The organism is Kitasatospora sp. NPDC056273 (genome assembly GCF_042268845.1).
In the GTDB taxonomy this organism is placed as follows: domain Bacteria; phylum Actinomycetota; class Actinomycetes; order Streptomycetales; family Streptomycetaceae; genus Kitasatospora.
Genome location: NZ_JBHJSJ010000025.1, coordinates 47831 through 64676, shown reverse-complemented (window position 1 = coordinate 64676; position 16846 = coordinate 47831). Strand labels below are relative to the sequence as shown.

Genomic DNA, 16846 nt, shown 5'->3' with positions numbered 1-16846 from the left:
GCAGGTCGCGAAGGGTCCTCCCCGCGAGCGCGAGGGTCAGCCGCTTGGCTTTATACGTGAGTTGTGACAGCACCTGTCGGTCAGCGACGACAGCGTCCTGTGCCACGGGAGAGTGATGTCGCTGAGTTTTGACAGCGCCTGAGTGCTTGCTTCGGGACCATGGTTGTGCTCTGCACGACGAGGGGGCATGGGTGCTGCCGAAGTCCAAGGTCGATCTGTACGCGGCTATCCGCCGCGACTCCCGGGCGGGCCTGTCCGGTCGTGCGCTGGAGCGCAAGTACGGGGTCGGGTTCCGCACGGTACAGAAGGCGTTGTCGTCGGCCTGGCCGGAGCCGCGGAAGAAGCTGCAGCCCAGGGCGACCAGGCTGGACCCGTTCAAGCCGTTGATCGACCAAATGCTGCGGGCCGACCTGGACGCGCCGCGCAAGCAGCGCCACACGGTGAAGCGGATCTTCGATCGGCTGGTGGACGAGCACGGTGCGGACGAGATCTCCTACCAGATGGTCCGCGGCTACGTGGCGTCGCGGCGCGAGGAGATCCGCGTCGAGGCGGGGCGGGGCACGGTGGACGCGTTCGTGCCGCAGACCCACAAGCCCGGTGCTGAGGCGGAGGTCGACTTCGGGGACGTGACGGTGCGTCTGGCCGGTGAGCTGGTGACCTGCTACCTCTTCGCGTTCCGGCTGTCCTACTCGGGCAAGGCGGTGCACCGCATCTTCGCCTCGGCCGGCCAGGAGGCGTTCTTCGAGGGCCACGTCCACGCTCTCAACGTGCTCGGCGGGGTGCCGACCGGGAAGGTCCGCTACGACAACCTTAGGGCCGCGGTCGCCCAGGTGCTGGGCTTCTCCCGCCAGCGGGTGGAGGCCGACCGCTGGACCGCGTTCCGCTCGCACTATGCCCTCGACGCCCTCTACTGCCAGCCCGGCATCCGCGGCGCCCACGAGAAGGGCGGCGTCGAGGGCCAGATCGGCTGGTTCCGCCGCAACCACCTGGTCCCCGTCCCCGAAGTCGCCACGCTCGCCGAACTGAACGCCATGATCGACCAGTGGGACGAGGAGGACAACGCCCGCCGGATCCGCTCCCGGCCCCGCACCGTCGGCGAGTACTTCGCCGCCGAGCAGCCGTTGCTGGCGCCGCTGCCGGAAGAGCCGTTCGAAACGGGACGGCTGTTCACGCTGCGGGTCGACCGATACGGCCAGATCAGCGTCCGCACGAACCGCTACTCGGTGCCGGTGCGGTTGATCGGCCGCACCGTCCGCGTGATGCTGCACGCCTCCGAGGTGGTCGTCCATGACGGACGGGAGGAGGTCGCCCGGCACGAGCGGCTGATCGCCAAGGGCGGCACCCGCCTCGACCTGGATCACTACCTGGAGGTTCTGGTCCGCAAGCCCGGTGCCCTGCCGGGGGCGACCGCGCTCGAACAGGCCCGCTCCGCGGGCAGGTTCACCCCGGTCCACGACGCCTGGTGGGCAGCGGCCCGCAAGGCCCACGGCGAGCGCGATGGCACCCGCGCGCTGATCGAGGTCCTGCTGCTGAGCCGCCACCTGCCCCACGAGCACCTCGTTGCAGGCCTCGCAGTCGCCCTGAAGGCCGGCGCGCTGACCGCCGACGCCGTCGCATTGGAGGCCCGAAAGGCCGCCGAGGCAGACACCGCAGCGGTCCCCGCCGAGCCGGAGCCGCTGGCGACAGGCCGGGCAAGCGTGACGTCGCTGACCGCTCGGCGCCTGGCCCACCTGCCGCCCGACACCCGGCCGCTGCCCTCGGTGGCCCACTACGACCAGCTGCTGCGACACCGGCGGCCGGACCGCCCGACCACCACCTGAAGGAGAGCACCGTGACCTTCCCCCGCCAGCGAGGACTCACCGAGCAGGCCGCCAACGCCGCCGTCGACCAGGCCTGCCGGATGCTGCGGCTGCCCACCATCCGCGCTCAGTTCCCCGAGCTCGCCGAGGCGGCCTCGCGCGAGCAGATGTCCTACCTCGGGTTCCTCGCCGAGCTGCTGATGTCCGAGTGCGACGACCGGGCCCGGCGCCGCTCCGAGCGCCGGATCAAGGCCGCCGGATTCCCCCGCGACAAGTCGCTGCGGAAGTTCGACTTCGACGCGAACCCGAACATCGACCCCGCGATGATCCACACCCTCGCCACCTGCGAGTGGATCAAGAAGAGCCTGCCGCTCTGCCTGATCGGTGACTCCGGAACCGGCAAATCCCACCTGCTGATCGCGCTGGGCACCGAGGCCGCGATGGCCGGCTTCCGGGTCAAGTACGTGCTGGCCACCAAGCTCGTCAACGAGCTCGTCGAGGCCGCCGACGAGAAGCAGCTCGCCAAGACCATCGCCCGCTACGGCCGCGTCGACCTTTTGTGCATCGACGAACTCGGATACATGGAACTCGACCGCAGGGGCGCCGAACTGCTGTTCCAGGTCCTGACCGAGCGCGAGGAGAAGAACAGCGTCGCCATCGCCTCCAACGAGTCCTTCGGCGGCTGGACCAAGACCTTCACCGACCCCCGTCTCTGCGCGGCCATCGTCGACCGACTCACCTTCGGCGGCAACATCATCGAGACCGGCACCGACTCCTACCGTCTCGCCACCACCCGCGCCCGCGCCGAACAGCAAACGGTCGGCTGACAACTGCAACTGAGTGCGGTGTTCGGGGAGATCGTTGGGCGGGAGCCCGAACACCGCACCGGAAGGTCAGCCCGCGAGCACCCGCCGCACGTTCTCAAGACGCGCACGGTGATCCTCGATCCAGCCGGCTGGCGGCAAGAGAGGAAGGCTGACCGTCACCTGCGACGACGGACCGTCATGGATCGACACTCCGATCACACCAGGCCGCAACGGCTTGATCCCGAGCTGGACCGACCGACCGGAGTTCAGCCACGAGACCAACCGACTATCAGCGAGCTTGTCGAGGGCTTCCTCCCACGCGTCGAGGTCATCGGACGTGATGCCGACAGGGAAGCTGCCGTTGATGGTCCCGGTCTCCACAACGAACTCGCAGTCGAGGAAGTCGCTGCCCGGGACCCGCTCCAGCACCCGGAGAGAGACCACGTGACCGCTCGTTCCTGGCGGATCAGCGAGGTGAATCAGGTCGCCAAGGTCGTCATCCATCACAGTCCCTCTCGTCGGCCTCGAATAAGGGGCATCATTCCGGAGGCCACCGACACGCCCGCCCCCAGCCTGGGTGCTGTCAGGTCTGGCCGATATTCCGCGGCCTGTTGATCACAACCTGCTGCCCAAACTCGTCGATAAGTGCTGTCACCTCTCACCTACGCAGCCAGCCGCTCGTCGCCGAGGGCCGCCTCGCCCCCACGGCGTCTTCCCCGCGAGCGCGGGGGTCAGCCGGTGATGGCGGCGTTCACGGGGTCCTCCTGGAGGTCTTCCCCGCAGGCCCGGGGGTCAGCCGCACCGCAGGCTCACCGCCCGCACGGTGTCGGCGTACACCCGGGTCTGCCCAGGGCGGTGCAGCTGAAGGTGCTCAGGTTTCACGCTGAACCCGGCTCGACAGAACGCGGCGCCTCGCGTAATCGGGAGGCGCTGAGGGCAGGTTGTGCGGAACACTTCGCCGGGTGATCGTGATGCAGCCCGTCCTGGAGATCCGCAGCCCTGATGGCTTCGACCTCTGGCCCGTCTCCGAGACCGAGGCCGCCAGCTTCCTGCCCCTCAGCGGCGGACTCTCGCCCGCCGAGGTCGGGACGGCGGTGATGCGCATCGTCAGCTGCAACGACATCGACCCCGACGACGACCCCGCCAACAGCCGCCCTCCCCGGCCCGCCGACCCGCTCGGCTCTCTCCTTCACGGACTGCTGACCTTCGACAACCTCTTCGCGGCCGGCGGTCTACGGATCACCGACACCACCACCGGCACCGTGTTCCTGCCCGGCTGCTGCGACGGGCTGGAGGACTGGCGCGACTGGCACCGGTTCGTCGAGAGCGGCGGCCTGCTCGGCTTCGGCCACGAACCCGTGTCACCGGTCGCGGAGTGCACCGGCGACACCGTCCGGCTCACGGTCAACGCCGAACAGAGCGACAGCCCGGTGATCGAACTACCCGTCACTGAACTCCGCAGCCTGCTCGCTGGTGCCGAGCACGACCTGGCCGGCTTCCTCGCACTGGCCGCCGACTGGGCCCGCTGGCGACTGCCCAACCACCAGGCTCCTGTCACCGCCGCCCTTGCCCGGGTCCTCGACCTGCCCGTACCTGCCGGATCGCCCGAGCAGTAGAACAGCGGCCCCAGTTCCACCGGCCGAACCGAGCTCGACACAGCACCCAAGCCTGCGCGCGGTGAGCACGTTTCACGGGGTCTGTCGCAATCGCTGTGATCGGGCCCGCAGTAGTGGCACCTTCTGTGATCATGTTCGGCGTGCGACTCCCGTGATCTTGAGTTACTTCTTCCTCACCTGACGGCCGTGTCGGTCGAGTGGGTCGAGCGGACGGCTGCCGGAGTACGGCTCCATGCCCGCGCGAAAGCCGCCACGGCGGTGTGCTCCCGCTGCGGGCTGGCGTCGTCCCGGGTTCATGGGCGGTACGTCCGGCGGCTGGCCGATGCCGCGATCGGCGGCGCCAGGGTGGTAATCGAGCTGATGGTCCGACGGTTCCGTTGCCAGAACTCGTCCTGCGCCACCGTCACGTCCGTCGAGCAGGTGAACGGGCTGACGACACCCCATGCCCGTCGCACACCACTGCCCTGGCGGACGCTGACCTCGATCGCGCTGTCGGTTGCCGCCAGGCCAGGAACCCGCCTGGCGGCCGCGCTGGGAGTCGACGTCGCGAAGGACACCCTGCTCCGCCTCACCCGCGCTCTGCCCGAGACGGCCGTGACCCAGGTCCGGGTACTCGGCGTGGACGACTTCGCGCTGCTCAAGGGCCACCAGTACGCCACGATCCTGGTGGACCTGGAACGCAGGGAGCCCGTCGACGTGCTGGCCGGACGGGAGGCTGACTCGCTGGCGGCCTGGCTGCGGGCGCATCCGGAGGTGGAGATTATTTGCCGGGACCGGGCCCGCTCCTACTCCGAGGGCTGCACTCTCGGCGCCCCGCAGGCCGTGCAGGTCGCGGACGCCTGGCACCTGTGGCACAACCTCGCCGAAGTGGTGGAGAAGACGGTCGCCGGACACTACACCTGCGTCCGACAGGCCTACGGCACCAAGGCCCGCCAGCTCGCGGACAGCCACGAAGACTCGCCAACTCCTCTGCCGGACGCCGAGCGTGACGTCCGTGGGCGCGAGCGCCGCATCGTGGCCACGATGCGGGAACGATACGCCGCCGTGCACCAGTTGCTGGCCCAAGGCCGATCGCTGAAGGGCATCAGCCGCGACCTGCGGCTCGACTACTACGCCGTGCGACGGTACGCCCGAGCCGGCAGTGTCGACGAAGTCCTGGTCAAGGTGGTCAACCGGTCCACCCTGCTTGACGACTTCAAGTCCTACCTTCACCAGCGGTGGAACGAGGGCTGCCGCAATGCCAGCCAGCTTCACCGGGAGGTGCAGGCCCTCGGCTACGAAGGTAGCCGAGACGGCGTCGGCCGCTACATCCGCCTGCTCAAGAGCTCCACCGTCGTGCCACCAGCACCTCGCTCCGCCCCGCGGCCCCGCCGAATCCTGAAGTGGATCACCACCCGGCCAGAGCTCCTACGACCCGACGAGGCCCTCGACCTCAAGGAGATCCACGCCGCCTGCCCCGAGCTGGAGGCCGCCACCGGCCACGTCCGCAGCTTCGCCGACATGATGACCAACCTGCGCGGCCACAAACTGCCCGCCTGGATCAGCGGTGTCCTGCGCGACGACCTGCCGGCCATCCGGGCGTTCGCCCAAGGACTCCAGTACGACGAGAACGCCGTCATCGCCGGACTGTCCCTGCCCTGGAGCTCCGGCCAGGTCGAAGGCCAGGTAACGCGAGTGAAGCTGATCAAGCGTCAGGGATACGGCCGTGCCAGCCTCGATCTTCTCCGTAAACGGATACTTCTCGGGGCCTGACCCGCCCTGAGCAAATGATCGGCGCCGTCGTGGCGCCACCACGTATACCGGGATCCAGCGGGGTCTACTCAGGGCGCTGATCGCGCGCCACGCCTACGGCTGCCGCCTGCACCGCCTCTTACTCCCGCTGGTTCGGTCCACTGGACCTCGGGTGCCCCGGCGGCACCTGTTGAAGCGACTTCGTGAGCGTTTCACAATCGAGCCGCCCGCACCAGCCCAAGCTCGACCATGCAGAAGGCCGAGCCGCCCCGGGCTCGATCACACCGATTGCGACAGACCCCGTTCACTCGTACGTGGCTGAGCACATCCATGCGTACGCCGACACCCGGATCAGGGCCTTCGGCCGAAAGGGCTGGCTGCCGGCGTTCCGCGACGCCACCCTGTTCAAGACCGCCTACGCCTACGGGCTGCGGCGCAACGAGACGCGGATGCTCAACGCCGCCGACTTCGGCCGCAACCCGCACGGCGCCGAGTGCGGCGAGTTCGGCCGCTGCCAAGTCCGGTTCGGCAAGGCCAAGAAGGGCTCACCGCCCAAGCGCCGCGGCGTGCTGACCGTGTTCGGCTGGACGCCCGACGTCCTGGACGAGTGGTTCACCGAGGTCCGCCCGCTGCTGGGCACCGACGGCAACCCGGCAGCCTGGCCGTCCGAGCGCGGACTGCGGATCGGCTGCCAGCGCATCAACTCCCGTTTCATCGCCTACCGCAAGGCCCTGGGCCTGGACGACGGCCTGGACTACCACTCCTTCCGAAGGTCCTACGTCACCCACCTCATCGAGGACGGCTGGGACCCCCGCTTCGTCCAGGAACAGGTCGGCCACGAGCACGCCAGCACCACGTCCATCTACACCTGCGTCTCCTCGGACTTCCGCACCCGCACCCTGCGCCGGCACCTGGACGCCACCGTCGCCGCCGCCCTCCAAGCCCAAAACGGGAGGCAGGCATGAAGCGCAAGGTCGGCTACACCTGGCGGCTGCGTGAGCTGATGGCCCAGCACCGCATCTTCACCGCGACCGAGCTGGTGGGGTCTGGCCCAGGTTCTGTGACTGGTGACACTGGGTGACGGGTCATGGGTGCTGGCGGGGGATGGAGATCGTCCGGAACTGGTCGTCCGAGTCGCCTGGACGGCTGACAGTCGGCGGGTGTGTCGCAATCGTGGTCGTGGCTCGGTGAGTTGCTGTCCCCGTCGCTACCTCAGGTGGAGGTCGTCGGTGTCGAAGCGTCCGGTGCGGTGGTGCGGGTCGCGGCCCGCGTGGCTGCTCCGGGTGCGTCTTGCCCGGACTGCGGGGCGTGGTCGGAGCGGGTCCACGGCTCCTACCTGCGCTACCCGTCGGATCTGCCCAGTTGCGGGCGGCCCGTGACAGTTGTCTTGCGGGTGCGCCGCTTCGCCTGCCCGGCCCCGGTGTGCCGACGGCGGACGTTCGTCGAACAGGTCGGCGGACTGACACGTCGCCACGGGCAGGTCACCGAGCGGCAGCGTTCGTCGGTCGCCGGACTGGGTCTGGCGCTTGCCGGGCGGGCCGGAGCGCGGATGGCCTCGCTGCTGGGCATCTGGGCGAGCCGGAGCACGCTGCTGCGGCGGGTGATGGACCTGCCCGACCCGGCCGTCGGGGCCCCGGTGGCGGTCGGGGTCGACGACTTCGCACTGCGCAAGGGCCAGACCTACGGGACGGTGATCACGAATGCGGTCACCCACAAGGTCCTGGACCTGCTGCCCGAGCGCGACGCGGCGACGCTCGCCCCGTGGCTGACCGGGCACCCGCAGATCGAGGTGATCGCACGTGACCGTGCCAGCGCCTACGCGGAGGCGGCCGACCGTGCGGCACCGCAGGCCCTGCAAGTGGCAGACCGCTATCACCTGTGGGCGAACCTGGTCCGCGCCGTGGAGCGCGTCGTCACCGACCACCGCGCCTGCCTGCGCGTTCCCGAGTCCGAGCCGGAGCCCGAACCCCGGTGGGAGAACCCGTTACCCGCCGAGGCCGGCAACGCCGATGATGCCCAGCCGGTGAACCCGGCCGGGCGCGTCGCCGAACGGCGGCGCGCCAACCACGCCCTCGCCCACGGGCTCCTGAACAGCGGCATGAGCCAGCGCGCCGTCGCGAAGCACCTGGGCTGGAGCCGCAATACCGTGCGCCGCTACGCGGAGGCCGAGAAGTGGCAGGACCTGATGAAGGGCCCGCAGGCCCCGCGCACCGTCAAGCTCGACCCCTACAAGCCCTACATGCTGCGGCGCTGGGAGGAGACGAGCGGCAAAATCAGCGGCATGGCGCTGCTCGGTGAGATCACCGCCCGGGGCTACCGCGGCGGATACACCCAGCTCGCCACATGGAAGCAGTGCGAACTGCTCCCGGACGGCCCGCCACCACCGCGCCCGCCCACGGTCCGCGAGGCCACCGACTGGCTCACCCGCCACCCCGACGGCCTCACCGCCGACGATGCCCTCCGGCGCAAGGCCCTCCTGGCTCACTGCCCCGAACTGGACACCACCGCCCACCTGGTCACCGCGTTCGCCGAGATGCTCACCCTCCTCGACGGCGACCGCCTGCCCGAGTGGATCACCGAAGCCAAAGCTGCCGGCCTGCCCGGGATCAGCACCTTCGCCAACGGCCTGAACAGCGACTACGCCGCCGTCCACGCCGGACTGACCACGCACTGGAACTCCGGACACGTCGAGGGCGCCGTGAACAGGATCAAGATGCTCAAGCGCCAGATGTACGGGCGCGCCAGCTTCCCGCTCCTACGAAAGCGGGTCCTGCTCGCCTAGTCGCTTCGAGCAACCGACATCCTTCTCACCGACCGATCCGGCTTGAGAGAATTCAGACATGTCGAGTCGACTTGGGACCCTCAGCGCAGGCCCGATGAGTTCGGACGGCCGTCACCTAATGATCTTGCCCGGAGATGCAACCGAACTTGTTGACCCGAGCCTCACGCCAGAGGATCTCGCTGAACGCTACGGGCTTGATGAAGTTGTGCGCGCTCCCAAGATCAACTTCTGTTCGGCGGTCTATCTCGATGGGCCTTTGGCTGGTAGCACGACCCGTTACGCCATCAATCAGATCGGATCCAGGATCGACTGCGCTCTGTCACCGCGGCCGGGCGGTCCACGGGGGACCTACAAACTCGTCAAGCTCGCGGAAGGCGATCGACCTGCCGAGCTCCGCCTCGTCCTCGAACTCGACGAGGACGAGACCTTAGCCAATCAGCCTGCATCTACGTAGCGTGACTGTTCCACAGAAGTTGGGTCAGAACCTACTTCACCCCGATGAAAACAGCGGGTGCGTCGGCTCGCTGGGGCCAAACTGCCGCCTGGCTGACCCCCGCGCTTGCGGGGATTGCTCCGCGGCGTCGCACGGGAAGCCGTCCAACCGAGTCTTGGAGCGACGGGGGTGTTCCCATGGACTCCGACTGGCCGGAGGCGGCCGTGCCGGGGGTGTGGCACGGCTTCCCTACCTGCCGGCCCAGAACGACTGTGGTGAGGCCGCCTTGGCGCAGACGCTACGGTCCGTTCGGCGGGAGCTGGCCGGCGCAACCGGGGCGAGCCAGTGGGCGTAGTGGCGGGGCGGGCCTGCCCCGCCGCCGCCCGGGTCACCGGTGGTTGCAGTGTCGCCCTCAGACGGTCTGGTCGATGACGGCCCGGGCTGCGCGCAGCAGTGCATCGTCGTCCTTGACGCTCCCGAAGAAGCCGCCGCTTCGGCGGGCGAGGGCGAGTTCGGCGTGGATCCGTGGAAGGGCAGGTGCGGCGGCGGGTCCCATCCGCTGGAGGCAGTCCACGACGGGGCCTGCGGTCGAGTCGTTCTCCTCCCATGCCTCCAGCAGCACAGGCAGGACGGCCTCGGCCGGGCCGCCGATGTCGTGGATCGCAGCGACGGAGTGGACCCGGATCCCGATATGGCCGGCTTCGTACAACTGCCGCAGGCAGGGCAGTGCTGCGGCCGCAGGCCCTCCCATCCGGCCGAGGACGTCGGCGGTCCTGGTCCTTGCTGGTGTCGAGCAGGGCGATCAGCCGCGGCACGGCATCTGCAGGGTCGCACTCGATGTCCCACAGGGCCTTCACGGCCGCGAAACGTAGGTCCGTGTCCTGGGCGTCGACGAGCGGCCGGACCGTCGCGGGACTCTGACGGCACTTCTCGACTATGGCTTCCGCTGGTTCCGCTTCGACGGATGAAACCGGCACCACGTTCCCGGGCAATCGGCCGGCCCGCCCGAAGACTCGGCGGGCCGATACTTGCTGCCACGCGCAGGTGTCGAGCTTCTCGACGAGCGCGGCCCTCTCGGATGTGGTGGTGCTGAGGCCGTAGAGATACTTGTCGACCCACGGGAGTAGGTACACCAGTACGACCGGAGCGGCGGCCGCCTGGCGGCCGGCCCCTTGTCGGCCTTCGCACGTCTCCCGGAGGTGGCCCGTGTCACCGGCCTGGTCAACGCCGGCTGTCTCCGCGGTCACGGTGGCTGGAGCGCACCCCCACCATGATGTCTATAGATCGTTTATATGCGTCTTTTGTGTTCTCGGCATTGCCTGCGAAAGTCGCTCGACGTGAAATTCCAGGATCACCTGAGGTCATTCCTCCCGGGTCGGTCCTCGCACGCCGTCGAAGAGCCACCACCGGTCGCTGGAAGCCCCTCGCGCGCAGGCACCGGCCTGACAGCATGTCGGCGTGACTGAAGAAGTGCACAACCACACCCACAACCACAACGAGGGATCGCCTCAGTACCTGCTCCAAGCACACAACGTCTACGGCGTCCATCTGGGCTCTGCCCCTGCCTCTCGGGACAGATGGTCGGCCTCCACCGACGCCGAGAGCGACGCCCTGGACCGATTGGCCCGCGAGGTTCTGGATCAGTGGCGCGACGAGGCCAGTGTCCGTGGTCTGCACCACCGAGTTCCGATGACGATCCCCTGGGAGCTGGAGCAGGCTCACTGGAGCACTCCGAACGCAGAGCGCCCCGAACTGGCCGGGCTTGAGGATCTGGTTGCCTGGGTCCGGTCGCTCACGCCACGCCAGCTGGTGGTCACCGGTCCCCGCGAAGCGGGGAAGTCGTCCTTGGCCGTCCTGTTGGTGGTCGAGCTGTTGAAAGCCAGACCCCCCGGCTCCCGGGAGAGCGTGCCGCTCATCCTGTCGATGCCGGACTGGGAGCCGGGCGGCAGCATCAAGGAGTGGGTCATCAGTCGCATCGTCAAGGAGTACGGGGGCCGCGTCAAAGGTCTGGACCGGCCGACCGTGGAGTCGCTGGTGCAGGATCGACGGATTGTTCCCGTGCTCGACGGTCTCGACGAAATGCCACCGTTGGCTCGCGAGGACGCGGTGAAGGAGCTGGAGCACGCACTCGGCGCGACGGACCCCGTGATTCTGACCTCCCGGCCGGAGGCCTATCAGCCTTTCGCGGACGAGTTGCCGGTGCTGCGCAATGTGCCCGTTCTGCGTCTCTGCCCGGTGCCTCCCGAGGCCGGAAGGGCTTACCTCGCCCAGATGTGCCACCCGGATCGCCTCGGCCCCTGGCAGTCGCTCTTCGATGCGATAGAGGAAGATCCCGAAGGCCCGGTCGCCGCCACCCTCTCCTCGCCCCTGATGCTCTGGCTCGCGGCAACGGTGTACGCACCGAAGAACGCCGATCCTCGGGAACTGCTCGATGCGACACGGCTGCCCACCCGGACGGACATCGAGCGCCACCTCCTCGACAAGCTGATCCCGACCGTCTGTACACGGGGACCCCGACGGCCCGACCCCGCCAGGCCGGTGCGCCGTTGGAAGTCCAACAGAGCACCCGGATACTTCCAGTTCCTGGCCGGCGAGCTTCACCGCCGACGCACCCAGGACATCGCGTGGTGGCAGCTGCGGAGCCGACTGACCGAGCCGGGTATCTGGGGAACCGTCGTCATCGTCGCCGTCGGCGTCTACGGCACGTCGGTGAGCTATGCGATCGCCGAGCTGGCCGCCCTCGCGGGAGTCGCTCCCCCGCGGCCCGGGCTCGGGGTCCAGGGAGTCGGCCAGGTGCTCGGGGCCGTCGCCGCAGTCGCCATCATCGCAACGGCATTCGGGAGGACGCTCACACGGCACCTGTTCAGCGGCTTCGACGATCGCCCACGACGGCCGGCGCCCGGAAACAGTGGCTGGCTGTTCCTGGCAATGGCGGCCGCGGCCACGACAGCCGTCGGCATGGCCCTGCCTGGCAGCACGTCGGCGAGCGTGTGTCTCTTCCTTCTTCCTCTGCTCTCCGGTGTGCTCCTGACCCGGGCGGCAGATTCCGACATGGCGGCCGAGCCGAGGCAGTTGCTGCGCGACGAGCGCAGGATCGCGCTTGTCGAATCCGCAGTGGTCGCACCGGCCGTCGCGGGAACCTCGCTGGCGTTCTTCCACTGGCTCAACGGCAATCCACTCCTCATCGCGGGCGGTCTCGTCATCAGCTGGTCATGCTCGGCTGCGGTGCTGATCGCCCTCAGCCGATGGGGTCGTTGGACGGCCGCACGCCTCATCCTGGCGAAGCGTCGATGCCTGCCACGCGATGTCCTCGGATTCCTTGAGGACGGCCGCCGACTGGGCGTACTCCGGCGGTTCGGCGGGGTCTACCAGTTCCGGCACGCCGCATTGCGGTCGCGGCTCATCGGTGAGGTTCCAGCCGGGCCGCCGGAAGGTGCCCCAGGACCACGCGAAGTGGTGCTCAGGAGCAGCGTGCGGAGCATCGGGGCCCTGCGGACCTTGGCATTCGATCTGTGGGGGCTGACCGCCGTGTTCCTCCTGGTGGTCTCCCCGGTGTCCTCGGGATCGGGCTTCCAAGGCGACTTGCGCCAGACCTGGCTGCTGACGGTGCGCTGGTGGCCCCTGCTGCTGGGCGTGCTCGGCGTGCTTCTCCTCGGGTCACTGGCCTTGCGGGCGGTCGCGACGCGGCTGCGCGTCGACAGCGAGGGCATGCAGATCAACGAGGGCCGCAAGCTACGGCTGCGGTGGGAAGACGTGGCGAAGGTACAGGTGATCAGAGTCGGATCCCATAGGGACGGAGGAACCGGCTCCCCTGGGTTGAACGTCTCGTACTGTCTCGCGATCACGCGGGTGGCCGAACAGGAGACCGGCCGTTCCCTCACCGGCTCGGACGACTGGATCCGGGTATGGGACCTGGGCCCCACCGAGGTGGTGCCACTCGATCTGGAGGTCGCGCTGACCCGGTTCGCCGGCGATCGCTGGCGCCGTGACGTCTGAGGTCTGAGGTCTGAAGGCTGTGGCCCGCGCCAGGAGTGCGCCGGCCCGCCTTGATCGGACGCCCCGCGGAACCGACGGCGGCGGAACTCCCGCAGCTCAACCCTGACCGTCCGCACAGCGTTCTGCGGCTGCTCGGGCCGTCTTGCCTCGCCGCCCTCCGGATGCCTCAGGATTTTCCGCGGAAAATTCTGAGGCATCCGGAGGGGCCCGGGCAGCACCGGGCTGTCGGGGTCCCGGTTCACGCGCCCGTGCGGGGGAGGCTGGACACGTCACTGCCGTGGTCGCACCGGGCACGAGGAATTTTCCGCGGAAAATCGTGCCCGCCTGCCGAGAGCCGCCCGGCAGGGCGATCCGTTCGGTACGGCTTGAGCAGCTGTTGCCGCGTGGCTCTGTCGTACGGTCGGCGTCTGCGAGGGCTGGCGCTTGGACGGCCGATCGCTAAGGGCCGGGGCATTCGGCGGACGTGTACTCGTCCGCGATGTTGAACACGCTGGCACAGCGTGGGCATTCAGCACGGCCGAAGAGATACCTGATCCCGGCCGCGAGTGCCTCCTGCCCGTCCCGGACGGCAGTGTCGTGCATCCATCGACCGCTCCCCGAGAGTTCCTCACCAGCCGCTGGCCGCAGGGCGCGTCGCTCCACGTCGCCCAGGTTCCAGTCCCGGATCGCCGAGTAGCGCCCGTGGTCACCGATGGCGATCGTCACCTCCGCACCGCAGTGGGGGCAGGCCAGGTGGTAGAAGTCGTCCGTGAAGTCCCCCAGGGCGGCGCTCCAGTGGTACTGCGCATTGACCGCCAGCAGGTCACGGAACGCCGCGAGGTAGTCGTCCGGCCGCGACCTCAGATACAGGTCCAGCAGCACACGGAACTCGGCGACAGCCTCGGCACAGTCGGCGAACAGATCGTCGCAGCCGTGGTGCCCTGCCGCGCGCCGAACGATCGTGCCGGCCAGTGCGCGCGCCCGCGGATCGCTCGACGCGAGCCGCACGAGGCGGGGAAGGGCTGCGAAGCTCGCGGGGAAGACGAGGTCGCCTTCCAGGCACAGCCGGTATCCGAGTTCCGTCCACGCCTCGGCATCGCCATCCTGTTCCACGCGGTCCAGAAGCTCGGGAACGCGATCAGCGTCCCCATAGCAGTCGTACATCCGTGTCCAGTTCGCCACCCGGGCATTCAATCGTCTGAAGGCCCGAGATGAATCCCCCGGGTACCGGCCGGCTCTCCTGGTAGCCGATCGGCGGGCCGACCGATGACAGGGACGGACAGCTTCGACCGAGCAAGAGCCGCAGAATTTTCTGCGGAAAATCGGTGAGGCCACGAAACGGCCGACCCCTCGGCGCCGGGAGTGGAACCGCGTCCTGCCGATCCGGGCCGGGCACGCATCGCGGCCTGCGGGCACTGTCCGTGCCCGTCCTTAGAGTGGGCTGATGTGAGATCACCTGAAGAGCTGCACACGATCGACTGGCCATCTCTGGGGCACTTCTTCGGCGACGGCCGTGACGTCCCCGGCTGGATACGCGCCCTGTACTCCGACGACGGGCACCTGGCGGACAGGGCGCTGTCCGAGTTCTTCGGCCGGGCGTTGCACCAGGGGTCGGTGTCCTCGGCCGCCGTGGCGGCCGTTCCCTTCCTCGCGCACGCGGCGGTGCACGCCCGCCACGAACGGGCGGACGTGCTGGCGGCCCTGGCCGGATGCGGGGGCACCGAGGCGGAGCCGGTGCACGAGGACGAGGTGCGGGGGTGTGCCCGGGTCGCCGCGGAGGTGGCGGGGCTGCTGCACCTGTTGCGCGACGAGGACCCGCTGGTGCGCCGCAACACGGTGCGTGTTGCCCGCCGGGCCACCGGCGAGACCGTCCCCGTGGTGCTGCGTGAGCTGACCGCCTGCTCCGTGTCCGACCCGGCCGCCGCTGTCCGCGCCGAGGCGCTCACCGTCCTGACGCTGCTCGACCCGGACGGCGGCGCGGCCCGCCGCCGTCTCCGGTCGGCCCTGACGGATCCGGTGCCGGCTGTCCGCGCCGCCGCCGCTCTGGCTCTGCTGGAACGTTCGGAGGAGCCCTACCCGGTCGACGTGGTCGCCGTCCTGGCCGAGGCCGGAGGCGACCCCGGATTCGACCTCGGCAGCCACGAGTTCGCGCCGGGCATCGGCAGCACCGACGAACGCATCTGGATCCTGACCGAGGACGCGGACGCCCTGGCGACCGTGGCCCGTGGCTGGATCGCCCAGGGGGACCACCAGCGCCGGGGCACGCGCCGCGCCCGACACCTGTCGGAGATGTGGCGCGACCGCGAGGACGAGACCATCAGCCTACTCACCGAGGCCCTCCGCCACGGGCACGACCTCCGGGACCTCGGCAGTCTGCTCGACGTGATCTCCCAGTGCCTGTTCGGGGTTTCCCGCCCCGACCCGGCGCTCGCCGACAACCTCCTCCCCCACGTCCACACCGACACCCTCACCGGCCGCCGCGCCCAGATGATCCTCGGTCAGCTCGGCGATCCGCGCCTCCTCACCGATGTCCCCGAGCCGGTCCCGGAGGCGCTGGCCGCGCTGGCGGTCCGTACCCGCGACCCTGAGCATCAGCGCCTCGCCCTACGGCACCGGGACGCCACCCACCTGGACAGCCTCTACACCGCTCTCTCCGCCGAGGAGGCCCGCACCCACCTGCCCGACCTCACCCGCCTGCTGCGCGACCGCCCCACCCAGACCCTCGTCCGCCGGTTCGGCGACTGGGCGATCCGGGACGCCGGACTCCTCGACCGCCTGGAAGCCCTCACCCGCGCAACCGATGACGAGCTCGCAGTCGCGGCAGCCGTCACCACCGCCCTCCTCACCGACGACCCCGCCACCGTCCTGCGCCTGCTGGCGCACCGGCTCGCCGAGAACAGCCGACAGCTGGAGGAGGCCGGACGCCTGGGTGATGCGGCCGCTCCCCTGCTGCCGCTGATCGAGTGCTACCTCGACGACGGCTACGACTGGACCCGGCTGCACGCCGCCGAGGCCCACTGGCAGATCACCGGCGACCCGTCCGTCGCGCTCCCCGTCCTGACCGCGCTGGTCGACCCGTCCCGCCCCGTGGGCGTACGGGCCCTCCAGGCACTCCACCGGATCGGACCGCCCTACCCATCCGACCTGCGACCGCAACTGCCGCACTGGGCGGCCAGTGAGCGCCGGCTGCTGCGCGAGTACGGCACCGGCTTCCCGGCCCAGAGGCACCGCGACGACCAGCTGCGCGAGACGGCGCGCCGGATGCTCGACTGACACCGGCACCAGGGGAGACCGAGCCCGACTCCCCGAGGGAAAGCCTGAACACCGGGGACGCCCTCCGCATCCGCCCGGGTCCGCCGGGAGTGCCCTCGACCCGCACGGAGAATTTTCCGCGGAAAATCCGCGACCGCCGGTAGTCGCACCTGAGGACGTACGTCCTGCGGAGAGGCGGCACACTGCGGACGGCCAGTCGTACCGAGTTCCTCACAGCTCTCCGCCCCACGGAATTTTCCGCGGAAAATCGGAGGCCCTTCCCTGAGATCGCCGCCGCGCCGGTACGCGACTGTTGTCGTTCGCGGAAGCTGACGGCCCGCCGTGGCGGGAAGGACAAGGGAGGGACGGCGCGGGGGAGGCGCAGTGATGCGGACGGCGCGGGTGGCGGGGCAGGCGGCAGCAGCGGTGGTGTTGGCCCTGGGAGCTGCGGC

12 protein-coding genes are annotated in these 16846 nt (G+C 69.5%); 9 read left to right on the top strand and 3 right to left on the bottom strand.

All coding sequences use genetic code 11. From position 1 onward, the window contains the following. Positions 1–194 precede the first annotated feature (194 nt). Complete coding sequence (gene istA, locus ACFCY1_RS22770) at positions 195–1820, top strand: IS21 family transposase (RefSeq protein ID WP_375875854.1); 1626 nt, start codon at positions 195–197, stop codon at positions 1818–1820. 11 nt (positions 1821–1831) lie between these two features. After that, a complete protein-coding gene (istB, locus tag ACFCY1_RS22765; protein WP_375875802.1) occupies positions 1832–2626 on the top strand; it encodes an IS21-like element helper ATPase IstB in 795 nt (264 codons plus the stop codon). Between the two features lie 66 nt (positions 2627–2692). Here istB and ACFCY1_RS22760 read toward each other — a convergent pair whose 3' ends face one another. Further along, positions 2693–3109: a DUF5959 family protein gene (locus tag ACFCY1_RS22760; RefSeq protein WP_375875801.1), complete on the bottom strand. Its 417-nt coding sequence runs from the start codon at positions 3107–3109 to the stop codon at positions 2693–2695. Between the two features lie 467 nt (positions 3110–3576). On the opposite strand from ACFCY1_RS22760, the gene ACFCY1_RS22755 reads away from it, so the two are divergent. From ACFCY1_RS22755 to ACFCY1_RS22735, 5 genes are all read left to right on the top strand, one after another. After that, positions 3577–4221, top strand: a complete 645-nt coding sequence (locus tag ACFCY1_RS22755; RefSeq protein WP_375875853.1) for a hypothetical protein — start codon at positions 3577–3579, stop codon at positions 4219–4221. A gap of 186 nt (positions 4222–4407) precedes the next feature. Continuing rightward, positions 4408–5973, top strand: a complete 1566-nt coding sequence (locus ACFCY1_RS22750) for an ISL3 family transposase (protein ID WP_375875800.1) — start codon at positions 4408–4410, stop codon at positions 5971–5973. Between the two features lie 293 nt (positions 5974–6266). Further along, the gene (locus tag ACFCY1_RS22745; protein ID WP_375875799.1) at positions 6267–6917 is read left to right on the top strand and encodes a tyrosine-type recombinase/integrase; all 651 of its coding nucleotides are present in this window, start codon (positions 6267–6269) and stop codon (positions 6915–6917) included. 197 nt (positions 6918–7114) lie between these two features. Then, a complete protein-coding gene (locus ACFCY1_RS22740) occupies positions 7115–8734 on the top strand; it encodes an ISL3 family transposase (RefSeq protein ID WP_375875798.1) in 1620 nt (539 codons plus the stop codon). A 58-nt stretch (positions 8735–8792) separates the two neighbouring features. Beyond that, on the top strand, positions 8793–9188 hold the full coding sequence (locus ACFCY1_RS22735; RefSeq protein WP_375875797.1) for a hypothetical protein: 396 nt from the start codon (positions 8793–8795) through the stop codon (positions 9186–9188). 391 nt (positions 9189–9579) lie between these two features. On the opposite strand, the gene ACFCY1_RS22730 is transcribed toward ACFCY1_RS22735, so the two are convergent. Next, positions 9580–9918 carry a hypothetical protein gene (locus ACFCY1_RS22730; protein ID WP_375875796.1) on the bottom strand — a complete coding sequence of 113 codons (339 nt, stop codon included), beginning with the start codon at positions 9916–9918 and terminating at the stop codon, positions 9580–9582. A gap of 707 nt (positions 9919–10625) precedes the next feature. Between ACFCY1_RS22730 and ACFCY1_RS22725 the strand changes: the two genes are divergently transcribed. Then, positions 10626–13163, top strand: a complete 2538-nt coding sequence (locus ACFCY1_RS22725; RefSeq protein ID WP_375875795.1) for an NACHT domain-containing protein — start codon at positions 10626–10628, stop codon at positions 13161–13163. A gap of 438 nt (positions 13164–13601) precedes the next feature. Here the strand turns inward: ACFCY1_RS22725 and ACFCY1_RS22720 are convergent, their stop codons facing one another. Next, on the bottom strand, positions 13602–14324 hold the full coding sequence (locus ACFCY1_RS22720; protein ID WP_375875794.1) for a hypothetical protein: 723 nt from the start codon (positions 14322–14324) through the stop codon (positions 13602–13604). A 264-nt stretch (positions 14325–14588) separates the two neighbouring features. Between ACFCY1_RS22720 and ACFCY1_RS22715 the strand changes: the two genes are divergently transcribed. Beyond that, entirely contained in the window at positions 14589–16415 is a 1827-nt protein-coding gene (locus ACFCY1_RS22715) for a hypothetical protein (RefSeq protein WP_375875793.1), read from the top strand. The last annotated feature ends 431 nt before the right edge of the window (positions 16416–16846 follow it).

Coding starts and splice junctions, on each gene's coding strand:
- ACFCY1_RS22760 (WP_375875801.1), bottom strand. CDS start 3,109: ATGGATGACGACCTTGGCGACCTGATTCACCTCGCTGATCCGCCAGGA.
- ACFCY1_RS22735 (WP_375875797.1), top strand. CDS start 8,793: ATGTCGAGTCGACTTGGGACCCTCAGCGCAGGCCCGATGAGTTCGGAC.
- ACFCY1_RS22730 (WP_375875796.1), bottom strand. CDS start 9,918: ATGGGAGGGCCTGCGGCCGCAGCACTGCCCTGCCTGCGGCAGTTGTAC.
- ACFCY1_RS22755 (WP_375875853.1), top strand. CDS start 3,577: ATGCAGCCCGTCCTGGAGATCCGCAGCCCTGATGGCTTCGACCTCTGG.